Genomic DNA, 10193 nt, shown 5'->3' on the forward strand with positions numbered 1-10193 from the left:
TTCAGTTTAATGTCCTCCAAGGACGTGATGGTAAGCTGTAAGAAGCAAGGTAAACAACATAAAAATGTAGAGAACAAGCTCAACAGCTGCAATCCACTTCTTAAAGAAGAAAATCTCTCTCAAAGCTCTTGCCATTCCTGCTCCTCCTGCTTAATACTAAGAGCATTTTATCACAATCCACTTCTATTACAAAACAGTAGAACATTCACCTTTTCACCAGTTTCTACGGTGCCTCTATCTTCGCCAATTACCGCTAATCCATCACACGTAGCAATAGTATAGAAATTTGCTGTTTGTTGACTTCCTGCATTGTAAACCTTATTTCCCTTTACGTTCACTCTTACAAAATCCACCCTTCCTTTCTTCCCTCTAATCCCCTCTCCTGCCTCAAACTCGTAGTAAACGTTCTCGCACTGCCTTTCACCTGCCATCTTCCTAACAGCAGGGAGCAGAAATTCAACAGCGTTCACCAGCGTAGCCGAAGGATAACCCGGCAAACCGAAGAAAACCTTTTTCCCTTTAACTGCAAAAACAAGCGGTCTTCCAGGTCTGATATTGGTAGAAGTAAACTTTACATCAAAACCCAAAAGCTCAACAGCTTTCTTCACAAAATCGTACTTACCCTTAGAAACTCCACCCGTCGTAACCAAAACGTCAACGTGGTCAAACGCCTCTTCTAACTTTTTAACTGTTAAATCTAAATCATCCTCCAAGTTTCCTAAGTTAATCGGAACAGCTCCTGCTTCACTTAAAAGCCCCTGCAACACGTAATAGTTAACGTTTCTCACACAGCCTGTTCTATGAGGCTCATAAGCTTCTAAAACCTCATTCCCTGTAGTAGCTATCCCAACAACAGGCTTCCTGAAAACTTTTACTTTGTAAACTCCAACACCTGCAAGCAAGCCAACTTTTCTATAATCAAGCCACTCTCCTAAAGTTAATACAACCTCTCCCTTCTTAATTTCACTACCTACAAAGTTTACAAGTTCCCCCTTCTTAACGGGAAAATCCACCACCACCACCTCATTCCCTTCCACACTAACATCTTCAACCCTCACAACTGCATCAACACCATCAGGAACAGCCCCACCTGTCATAACAAAAACAGCCTCTCCCTCTTTAACCTCAAACTTCCCAATATCTCCAGCCTGAACCTCTCCAACAATCTTCAACTTAGCAGGCAACTCCTTCAACGAAGAAACTTTAAAACCGTAACCGTCAACGGCTGATTTATTTACATCGGGAACGTTAACAGGAGAAACAACATCTTCGGCAAGAACTCTACCGTAAGCGTTGTCTAACTTCACGTATTCCCAACCGCAGCTATAAACGTTATTCAAAACGATATCTAAAGCCTCCTCCCTCTTTACCTTCATCTAACACCTCTCAAGCTTTTCCAAACGGGCAGATAGGAAATACACAAACAGAACAGTTATGGCACAATCCACCGTGAGATTTCATTGCAACCTCTTCCCTGCTTATCACGTCCCCCACCAAAAGTCTTGGAAGCCATATATCAAAAGAGGTAGCCCTGTAAAAAAGTGCAGCAGCTGGAACAGCAACAACAGGTTTCCCGTTTATCCATCCCATAGTAAGCATATTCCCCGGCTGGATAGGATTTCCTCTTATAAAATTCTCCGCCCCAGCACTCCTTATAGCCCTGTAAGTTACGTCGTCCGGGTCAACAGACGTTCCACCAGTCAAAACAACAATATCGTACTTTTCGATAAATTCCCTGATAGCGTTCCTTATCTTTTCTTCATCATCAGGAAGGATAACCTTCTCTTCAACGCTACAACGGAAAAACTCCAGTTTCGGCTTTAAACGGTCAAAAAACCTATCCTCAATCCTACCGTAAAAAACCTCGTTTCCCGTAATTATTATTCCCGCCTTTTTTTCTTCAAACGGTACCACCCTTACAATCCCATCACCAGCTATTTTTACTGCTTCTTCCACTTGAGATTTAGGCGCCACCAAAGAAATAATCCTTACTGAAGCCACTTTAGTTCCCGGCTTCACCCACATGTCGCTATGAATGGTAGGACAAGAAGGCTCTCCAATAAGGTTGAACTTCACAAGTTTTTCCACATCAACCTTAACCACGCCGAAAACCGAAGAGTAGATGTTTATCTTCCCTTCAGAAGGAGATTCATCTCTATACGTATTTTCTCCCATAATGGCATCGGCAAGCATAACGGCAGCTTCGTTTTCGTGAATTTCATCTTCAGAAAGCTCCAAAACGTAAATGTACTCCTTTCCCAATCTTCTAAGCTTTTCTACGTCTTCAGGTCTTATAATGTGTCCCTTTTTAAACGCTCTCCCCTTAAACCCTCTATCAAGATCAACTTCCGTAATGTCGTGAACCAAAACCATTCCTACAGCATCTTCCACCTTAACTTTCTTTTTCATAACACCTCCTAAAAACAGAAATACAGGAAGGAGAAAGATAAAAGTCTGCTTCCCTTCCTTTCTCTATGATGTAGTTCGGAGAGAGAGAAAACGGAAGGTGCAAAACTACGTCACCGCCTAAATCTAAAATTACCACGCTCTTATCCTTCTCTCTGAAAATATCCTTAACTACTGCAGAAATCTTTACAGAATCCTCTAAAGGATTGAGCGCGACGGCAAACGGTAAAATAGAGACAAACACGTTTTCACCTTCTTTTAAATCTTCAGGAAAGTTTTTGGCTCTCAAAATTTGCTTTCTTCTATCTCCCAATCTGACTTCCACGTAACCATCCATTACAAAAACAACTTTTCCAGATAAAAAGCTTTGATGTCCAAGCAGTTTTGCCACCTTTCCATCTATCGGGTTGAAAAACACTTCCACTGGAACTCCTGTTTGCTTTACCTCTCCTTTCTCCATAATTACAACGTAATCGGTAAGCTCAAACACTTCATCAAAATCGTGAGTTACTAAAACCATAGGTATGGAAAACTCACCTACAACTTCCCTAAGCCTTTTATACAACTCCAACTTCAGACTCTTATGGAGGGCAGAAAAAGGCTCATCCAAAAGCAAAACTTTAGGCTCAAAAGCTAAAGCCCTCGCAAGGGCGACTCTCTGTTTCTGTCCCCCCGAAATTTCCCTTGGAAAACGATTTCTTATATCCTGTATTTCAAGCATTTTTAAAACTTCTTCCACCCGTTTTTCATCTCTACAGCCGTAGGAAACGTTTTCCCAAACCGTCATATGCGGAAACAGAGCATAATCCTGGAACAGATAACCTACCCTCCTTTTCTGTGGAGGCAGAAAAAACCTTTTACTTGAATCAAAAAACACTCTATCAACAACCTTTATCCTTCCTTCATCAGGTTTCAGCAAACCTGCTATCGCTTGAAGCGTAAGACTCTTTCCCGAACCAGAAGGAGCGAAAAGAGCAACAGACTTAGCTTCAGAGATGAACTGGACGTCCAAAGAAAACCCTTCAAGTTCCTTCTTTACAGAAACCTCTAACACCTTTCCATCCTCACCTTAACGTCGGCAGGTTTTCCAAAGTAAGCACACGTTAAAACAATTATGTCAACACCGGTAGCAGCGTAACTTTTTATGTTGGTTTCGTTTATACCACCAGCAGCGGCAACTTTAGCGTTCGGAAACTTTTGATTCCTAAAATCCACTACCTTAACAACGTCCTCAACAGAAAACTTATCCAACTGAACCACTTCAACTCCAGCACTCAAAGCCGAGAAAGCCTCTTCAAAGGAGTTAACCTCAACAACTATCTTCTTTTCAGGAACGCGCTTCTTCAATTCCGGTATCATCTCCAACAACTTATCTAAACCACCAAGGAACTTCGTATGGTTCTCAAAAACGAGAACGCTTTCAGAAAGTCCCAGCCTATGGGGTAGAGCACCTCCAGCAAGTATCGCCTTTATGCACAATTTCTTGGCAAAGGGAAACGTCTTCCTCGTAGTAACAACTTCAACGTTCTCGTTAACTTCCTTTGCAAGGCTAACCAACTTCTTCGTTCTCGTAGCAATCCCCGAAGCGTACTCAAGAACGTTCTGAGCAACCTTCCAGGTTAGGTGCAACCCTTCAGCCAAACCTTCAACTTCCAAAAACACTTCACCAGCACTCACTTCACTGCCACTTGGAAGGCATTTTCTAATCTCCAATCCCGCTTTTTTAAACAACCTACAACACTCTTCCGTCCCGCACACAACGATATCGTGTCTGGCAGAAAACTCCATTCTTCCCCTTTCCTTTCCTATCCCAAGCAGATAGGTAGTCAGGTCAAAGTAAGGAACGTCTTCCCTCAAAAGGGCATCTATCTCTTCTTCAGAAAACACTACCATCTCTCACCCCTGTTAGTTAATCGGTTTATCAGGTAAAGAATAGTTAAAGAAATCACTGCTGTAACTGCAGATAAAAGGTTGGCTTTTTCAAAATCCCCGCCCGACACCGCGCTGTAAATCTCTATCGGTATCGTATTCGTTTGAAAAGGTATATTGCCTGCAAGCATAAGAGTAGCACCGAATTCACCCATCGCCCTTGCAAAAGAGAGGACAACTGCCGCGATTATTCCCCTTTTAGCAAGAGGCAAAATAACCCTAAAGAACGTCTTCAGCTCACCTTTACCCAAAGTGTAAGAAACGTATATAAGGTTTTTATCAACCGATTCTATTGCAGCTCTTGCTCCTTTAACGAAAATCGGGAAAGCAGCAACGGAAGAAGCGACAACAGCAGCATACCAGGTAAACACTATCCCAGTTTTGAAGAGCTTATAAATCAAAGAGCCGATAACGCCGTTTTTACCCAAAAGCAAAAGCAGAAGGTAACCGGTAACGGTAGGAGGAAAAACTAAAGGTAGAGTTATCAAAGCATCTAACAGGTTCTTAAATGGAAACTTCTTCAACGCTAAGAAGTAAGCAACGGGGAGTCCAAACAGCATAACTAAAAGCGCAGAAATGGTTGAAACCTTTAAAGAGAGTTTTATAGAAAAGAGGGCTTCTGGGTCAAGAGAAATCATTTTAGACCCTCTGTTACTTTCTTAAAGCCGAACTTTTTGAAATCTTCCGCATCTGCATTAAGAATAAAGTTTTCAAACTTCTCAGCGCCTGAAGCGTTCCTTGCCCCTCTAACAATACCTATCCAAAAAGTAATAGGTCTGTGAAGATTGTCAGGAAAGACCTTCAGTAGCTTTAACCTATCCTTAAACCTCACGTAGTCAGAGTAATAAATAATTCCAGCATCAGTATTCCCAGTCATAACCCATACACTTATCTGTCTCACAGTAGGCGCATAGACAAATCTACTTTTTAACTTTTCATAAATCCCTAAATTTTTAAGCGTTTCTATCGCATACTTACCGACAGGTGCCAACCTATTGCCTATTGCAATTTTCTTAGCCTCCATAATTGAACCAATGTGCGAGTTTAACGGAACAACCAAAACTAAGTCTGTAGAAGCGAAAGGTTTAGCAGAATCAGGAACAATAAATCCCTTCTTTAACAGGTAATCCATCCAGTATTTAGAAGCAGAAATATAAATATCAGCAGGCGCTCCCGCTTCTATCTGCGTAGCCAACTTACCCGAAGAAGAAAAGTTACAAACTACCTTATCAGAATTATGAGAAGCGTTAAACTGCTTAACCTCGTAATTAATCAAATCTTTCGTTCCCATAGCAGCACTAAGTCTGATAACGTCGGCTAAAGAAGAAGGTAAAAAGAAAAATTGAAAAAACAAAAGAAACAGCAAAATCCTCATTGCACACCTCCTCTAAAATACTTAAGGGGCCAGCCCCGGATTGGAACTGGCCCCTCAAAGTAAAATAGAAGAGGCTTTCAGGGTTCCTTTCCAATCCGGGAGGCATGCCCGTTTCCAGGCATACCCTATCGGTCTGACCCCATAGAGCAATCGCCCCTTAGGAAGTCAGACTCGGAACCCCTCAGTCAGGCTTATTTTATCAAACCTTGACTCTTTATCAAAAGAAAAATCAAAACAGCAGAAGCAATAAGAATCAATAAAACAGAGGAAATTGACTTCTTATAACTACTAATAGCAGTAATTACCTCTTCTTTCATCGCACCTTGAGGTGCTCTTTTAGTTATTTCCTTTGCAATCTCAGTAAAACCTGAAACGGAATCGTCAATAATTGCAAACTTATCACCTTCTCCAGTTATAAATAAGAAATACTTCCTACCCTGGGAAACTGAAATCTCTCTTATTTCATTCCATTTAAAGAACTTTTTACCAGTAATTCCAACTATTTCCAAACCATCGTCAGAAACAACAATCTTTTTCCTAAGCAAAAAGAAAAAGTAAGCCAAAATCGGAAGAATTAAAACGACTAAAATAATGGATTTTCCAGAAAATCCCCCCGTCCTCTCAACCAACAAAAAGAAAAACCACATATAAGCAAACACAAGCAAAGCGTAACTAAAAAGCGTCAGCTTATCCGTCCTATAAACCTTCTTCATTAACCTTCTCCCAACAACTCTTCTGCAGCTCTTTTAAATCTATTCAACCCTTCAATTATATTATTCATAGACGTAGCGTAAGAAAGCCTTAAATACCCTGGCATACCAAAAGCGCTACCAGGAACAACCGCAATTTTAGCTTTTTCAAGCAGGTAGTCGGCAAGCGCAAAATCGTCCTTCAAACCACCCTTTTCTATCAACTCCTTCACGTTAGGAAAAGCGTAAAACGCCCCTTTAGGCATCAAACACTTAACTCCAGGAATCTCATTAAGCCTCTCAACCATGTAGCGCCTTCTCTCGTCAAAAGCTTTAAGCCAATCCTTCAAAAAGTCAGTAGGTGACGTAAGCGCAGCAATAGCTGCTTTCTGCGTAACAGAGTTAACGTTAGAAATAGACTGAGAATTAATCTTTATCATCGCATCAATTATCTCTCTAGGACCAGCAGCGTAACCTACCCGCCAGCCTGTCATAGAAAACGCCTTAGAAAGCGCATTAATAGTTATCGTAACGCTCTTAATCTCCTCAGATATAGAAGCTATACTCGTATGCTCAAAACCATCGTAAGTAAGTTTCTCGTAACACTCATCAGAAGCTATTAAAATTCCTCTTTTAGCGCAGAACTCCCCTATCCTCTTAAGTTCATTTCTATCAATAACGGCACCTGTAGGATTGTTGGGAGTACAAAGTATCAACAACTTAGTTCTATCATTTACAACAGGTTCAATATCTTCAAGTCTCAAAGAAAATCCATTCTCTTCCTTCGTCTCAACAAATACAGGTTTTCCACCTGCAAACTTTACCTGCTCAGGATAGGTAACCCAGTAAGGTGCAGGAATAATAACCTCATCGCCTTCCTCAATTACAGAAAGCATCAAATTAAACAAAGCCAACTTGGCTCCATCCGTTATCACAACTTCCTGCGGTGAATACTCTATCCCGTTCTCCCTTTTTAGCTTTTCAGCAACAGCCTCCCTCAACTCAAGGATACCCGCAGGTGCTGTATATTTGGTAAAACCGGATTTAATCGCTTCTATAGCAGCTTCTTTAACGTGTTCAGGAGTATCAAAGTCAGGCTCTCCAGCACCGAACCCTATAACGTCAATCCCCTTAGCTCTCATCTCTTTAGCTTTAGAAGTAATTGCCATAGTAGGAGAAGGAGACATACCCAAAACCCTTTTAGCAAGCCTCATAGCAGCCCCCGAAAAAGTTGTCGTTGACATTTTACACGTTTGCTGATACTTTTCCCACAACAAAAGGTTCAGGAGGTCTCCTCATGAAAGGGAACAAATGCCTCACACCGGAACAGCTAAAAGAACTCAAAGAAATCTTGGAACAGAAAAAAAGGGAAGTTCTTGAAGATATAAAAAGAGGATTGGAAGACCAGCTTCACTCCGAAAGAGAAGTCGGCGATATCGTTGACATGTCAACAGACGAAATCCTCAGAACGTTTGAAATGAGAATAAGAGACAGAGAAGCAAAGTACCTCAAAAAAATAGAAAAAGCCCTCCAAAAAATAGAGGAAGGAACTTATGGAATATGTGAAAACTGCGGTGCTTGCATTCAGTATGAAAGGCTCAAGCTAAGACCTGTAGCTGAATTATGCATTAAATGTAAGTTGGAACAAGAACAAGTAGAAAGGAAATTTGGAGAGGAAGAATAACCATTTAAAGGGGGAGAAGCTCTCCCCCATACACCATGTCAGCCAACGCTTGCGCAAAACGTAACCTCTTCCTCCTCGTTAACAACGCCTCTAAAGTGAACTTCCTTCTCAACTCTCTCTGGAGAAAGCTTTTCAACGATGTAATCAAAAGCCTTAAAAGCGTTCTCATGGTCGCCACACGTATAAACGTCAATGGCAACGTAACCGTGCTCAGGCCAGGTATGAAAAGAAAGGTGAGATTCAGATATTACAACAACCCCCGTTGCGCCATAAGGCTCAAACTGGTGGTAATAGTGAGAAAGTTTATTTAGACGGGCATATTCAACAGCCCCCTCAAAGATTTCTGCCATTCTATCGGCAGACTTCAAAATTTCAGGGTCGCAGCCGTAGAGGTCAGCTACGATGTGGACGCCGAGGGTCTTTGCCATTTCTCTTCCTCCTTTATACGAAGTTAAATAACACTCAAGGCTAAATACCTCCTCTCAAAAAGCAAGGCTTAATTATATGCATTTTATTTTCCCAATCAATTCTACTAAATGTCTCGGCATCCACAAATTGCAAATTACCCTACCACCCCTCTAACCTTTTCAGCTAAATTAATAGCAAAACGCTTCAGTAAATCAAAATCTTTTTCTTTCGGCATTCCCTTCACAAGAACAGGTTCTATCCACTCAGCTTTAACGTTCTTCAAAGTATCCTGTATATGTTTCACCATAACCTTACCATTCCAGCCGTAAGAACCTATAACAGACAAAAACTTAGTCTTAGGTCTTAAACCGTTCATCAAGTAAGCAAAAGAGATAACCGCAGGATGCGCACCTGCAAGTACTGTAGGCGAAGCCAAAACTACCGCTGCAGCATCAACCAAATCCATAGCAACGTTACCGATGTCAGCAGTAATAAGATTGTAAGGTCTAACAATTATTCCTTCCTTAGAAAGCTCTGAAGTTAAAAATTCCACCATACCCCTCGTACTCTCATGCATAGAAACGAAAGGAATAACAACCATAGGCTTTACCTTATCAGAAACCCATTCTTTATAAGCCCCCGTCATAAATTCAACGTCCCTTATAACCACTCCATGACTGGGCGCGATAATCTCAGGCTTAAGTTCATCTATAAGAACAAGATGCTTCCTTATAAAATTCCTGAACGGCATCATTATCTCAGCGTAGTACCTCTTAGTCTCAAGGTAAACTTTAGCTCTATTCTCATCTGTAGTGTCAAACAGTTCACTCGTAGCTATGTGAGAACCTAAAAAATCACACGTGAAAAGAACCTTATCTTCAACAAGATACGTAAACATCGTCTCAGGCCAATGGACCCACGGCGCCATAAAGAACTTCAAAGTTTTATTTCCCAAAGGAAGCTCTTCTCTATCTTCAATAACCAAAAACACATCTTCTGAAAGACCAAGAAGGTCAACGAGCATAGTTTTACATTTGGCATTAGTCACAACTTTAGCATCAGGAAACTTATCCAAAACGTAAGGTATAGAACCAGAATGGTCCTGCTCAGCGTGATTAGAAATAATGTAATCTATCTTCTCAACTCCTAACTCTTCTAAGTTCCTAAAGAATTCCTCTCTCTTGTGCGGCTCAACCGTATCTATCAAAGCCACTTTCTCAGAACCAGACACAAGATAAGAGTTATAACTCGTTCCTTCAGGTAAAGTAACCAACTCATCAAAAATAACTCTATCCCAGTCTATAACTCCCACCCAGTAAACAGATTCCTTTATCTTCTTAACAGCCATCACTCCTCCACCGGTTCAAAGTCTTCTTTACCAGCACCGCACCAGGGGCAGGTCCAATCGTTCGGCAAATTTTCAAAAGCCGTTCCCGGTTGAATCCCATTTTCTGGGTCACCAACAGAAGGGTCATAGATATAACCACACGGAACGCAAACATATTTCTTCATCTTATCCTCCTTATTAAGAACAATTCTTATTAGTTGAACTTATACCCTCCATCCTAACATTGCAACAAAAACTATAATTAAACCCACAAAAATAGAGGAGTCAACTATCAGAAATTAAACACGGAGCCTGAGCAGGATGCTGAAAGCACTGACCCTTAGAAAGCATAGCGAACAGGACACGAATAAGCTT

13 protein-coding genes and 1 riboswitch are annotated in these 10193 nt (G+C 41.1%); of the genes, 1 reads left to right on the plus strand and 12 read right to left on the minus strand.

From position 1 onward, the window contains the following. Nucleotides 1–6: 6 nt before the first annotated feature. From QOL23_RS07745 to QOL23_RS07785, 9 genes are all read right to left on the minus strand, one after another. Nucleotides 7–135, minus strand: a complete 129-nt coding sequence (locus QOL23_RS07745) for a hypothetical protein (protein WP_283401016.1) — start codon at nt 133–135, stop codon at nt 7–9. Nucleotides 136–170: 35 nt separating this feature from the next. Beyond that, nucleotides 171–1376, minus strand: coding sequence for a molybdopterin molybdotransferase MoeA (locus QOL23_RS07750; protein ID WP_283401017.1), 1206 nt, complete (start codon nt 1374–1376; stop codon nt 171–173). Between the two features lie 10 nt (nt 1377–1386). Then, on the minus strand, nt 1387–2409 hold the full coding sequence (locus QOL23_RS07755; protein ID WP_283401018.1) for a molybdopterin-binding protein: 1023 nt from the start codon (nt 2407–2409) through the stop codon (nt 1387–1389). Next, nucleotides 2393–3460, minus strand: coding sequence for an ABC transporter ATP-binding protein (locus tag QOL23_RS07760; RefSeq protein ID WP_283401019.1), 1068 nt, complete (start codon nt 3458–3460; stop codon nt 2393–2395). The genes QOL23_RS07755 and QOL23_RS07760 overlap by 17 nt, the downstream gene beginning before the upstream one ends. Next, nucleotides 3454–4299 (minus strand): ModD protein, encoded by an 846-nt coding sequence (gene modD / locus QOL23_RS07765; RefSeq protein ID WP_283401020.1) that lies wholly within the window; start codon nt 4297–4299, stop codon nt 3454–3456. The genes QOL23_RS07760 and modD overlap by 7 nt, the downstream gene beginning before the upstream one ends. Beyond that, nucleotides 4293–4973, minus strand: a complete 681-nt coding sequence (gene modB, locus QOL23_RS07770; RefSeq protein WP_283401021.1) for a molybdate ABC transporter permease subunit — start codon at nt 4971–4973, stop codon at nt 4293–4295. Before modB ends, modD begins: the two co-directional genes overlap by 7 nt. Next, nucleotides 4970–5710: a molybdate ABC transporter substrate-binding protein gene (gene modA, locus QOL23_RS07775; protein WP_283401022.1), complete on the minus strand. Its 741-nt coding sequence runs from the start codon at nt 5708–5710 to the stop codon at nt 4970–4972. The genes modB and modA overlap by 4 nt, the downstream gene beginning before the upstream one ends. A 67-nt stretch (nt 5711–5777) precedes the next feature. Beyond that, a riboswitch (molybdenum cofactor riboswitch) is annotated at nt 5778–5899 on the minus strand. 2 nt (nt 5900–5901) lie between these two features. Continuing rightward, complete coding sequence (locus QOL23_RS07780) at nt 5902–6423, minus strand: PH domain-containing protein (protein ID WP_283401023.1); 522 nt, start codon at nt 6421–6423, stop codon at nt 5902–5904. Further along, the gene (locus QOL23_RS07785; protein WP_283401024.1) at nt 6423–7613 is read right to left on the minus strand and encodes a pyridoxal phosphate-dependent aminotransferase; all 1191 of its coding nucleotides are present in this window, start codon (nt 7611–7613) and stop codon (nt 6423–6425) included. Before QOL23_RS07785 ends, QOL23_RS07780 begins: the two co-directional genes overlap by 1 nt. An 83-nt stretch (nt 7614–7696) precedes the next feature. On the opposite strand from QOL23_RS07785, the gene QOL23_RS07790 reads away from it, so the two are divergent. Further along, complete coding sequence (locus tag QOL23_RS07790; RefSeq protein WP_283401025.1) at nt 7697–8083, plus strand: TraR/DksA family transcriptional regulator; 387 nt, start codon at nt 7697–7699, stop codon at nt 8081–8083. A gap of 38 nt (nt 8084–8121) precedes the next feature. On the opposite strand, the gene speD is transcribed toward QOL23_RS07790, so the two are convergent. The 3 genes from speD to rd all read right to left on the minus strand — a co-directional run bounded on the left by speD (nt 8122) and on the right by rd (nt 10003). After that, nucleotides 8122–8511 carry an adenosylmethionine decarboxylase gene (gene speD / locus QOL23_RS07795; protein WP_283401026.1) on the minus strand — a complete coding sequence of 130 codons (390 nt, stop codon included), beginning with the start codon at nt 8509–8511 and terminating at the stop codon, nt 8122–8124. Nucleotides 8512–8645: 134 nt separating this feature from the next. Further along, nucleotides 8646–9839, minus strand: a complete 1194-nt coding sequence (locus tag QOL23_RS07800) for an FprA family A-type flavoprotein (RefSeq protein WP_283401027.1) — start codon at nt 9837–9839, stop codon at nt 8646–8648. Next, nucleotides 9839–10003 carry a rubredoxin gene (gene rd / locus QOL23_RS07805; RefSeq protein ID WP_283401028.1) on the minus strand — a complete coding sequence of 55 codons (165 nt, stop codon included), beginning with the start codon at nt 10001–10003 and terminating at the stop codon, nt 9839–9841. Before rd ends, QOL23_RS07800 begins: the two co-directional genes overlap by 1 nt. Nucleotides 10004–10193 lie beyond the last annotated feature (190 nt).

It is taken from the genome of Desulfurobacterium pacificum (assembly GCF_900182835.1).
Taxonomy (GTDB): Bacteria; Aquificota; Aquificia; order Desulfurobacteriales; family Desulfurobacteriaceae; genus Desulfurobacterium_B; species Desulfurobacterium_B pacificum.

Coding starts and splice junctions, on each gene's coding strand:
- QOL23_RS07750 (WP_283401017.1), bottom strand. CDS start 1,376: ATGAAGGTAAAGAGGGAGGAGGCTTTAGATATCGTTTTGAATAACGTT.
- QOL23_RS07800 (WP_283401027.1), bottom strand. CDS start 9,839: ATGGCTGTTAAGAAGATAAAGGAATCTGTTTACTGGGTGGGAGTTATA.
- QOL23_RS07785 (WP_283401024.1), bottom strand. CDS start 7,613: ATGAGGCTTGCTAAAAGGGTTTTGGGTATGTCTCCTTCTCCTACTATG.
- modD (WP_283401020.1), bottom strand. CDS start 4,299: ATGGTAGTGTTTTCTGAAGAAGAGATAGATGCCCTTTTGAGGGAAGAC.
- QOL23_RS07755 (WP_283401018.1), bottom strand. CDS start 2,409: ATGAAAAAGAAAGTTAAGGTGGAAGATGCTGTAGGAATGGTTTTGGTT.
- rd (WP_283401028.1), bottom strand. CDS start 10,003: ATGAAGAAATATGTTTGCGTTCCGTGTGGTTATATCTATGACCCTTCT.
- modB (WP_283401021.1), bottom strand. CDS start 4,973: ATGATTTCTCTTGACCCAGAAGCCCTCTTTTCTATAAAACTCTCTTTA.
- QOL23_RS07745 (WP_283401016.1), bottom strand. CDS start 135: ATGGCAAGAGCTTTGAGAGAGATTTTCTTCTTTAAGAAGTGGATTGCA.
- QOL23_RS07790 (WP_283401025.1), top strand. CDS start 7,697: ATGAAAGGGAACAAATGCCTCACACCGGAACAGCTAAAAGAACTCAAA.
- QOL23_RS07780 (WP_283401023.1), bottom strand. CDS start 6,423: ATGAAGAAGGTTTATAGGACGGATAAGCTGACGCTTTTTAGTTACGCT.
- modA (WP_283401022.1), bottom strand. CDS start 5,710: ATGAGGATTTTGCTGTTTCTTTTGTTTTTTCAATTTTTCTTTTTACCT.
- speD (WP_283401026.1), bottom strand. CDS start 8,511: ATGGCAAAGACCCTCGGCGTCCACATCGTAGCTGACCTCTACGGCTGC.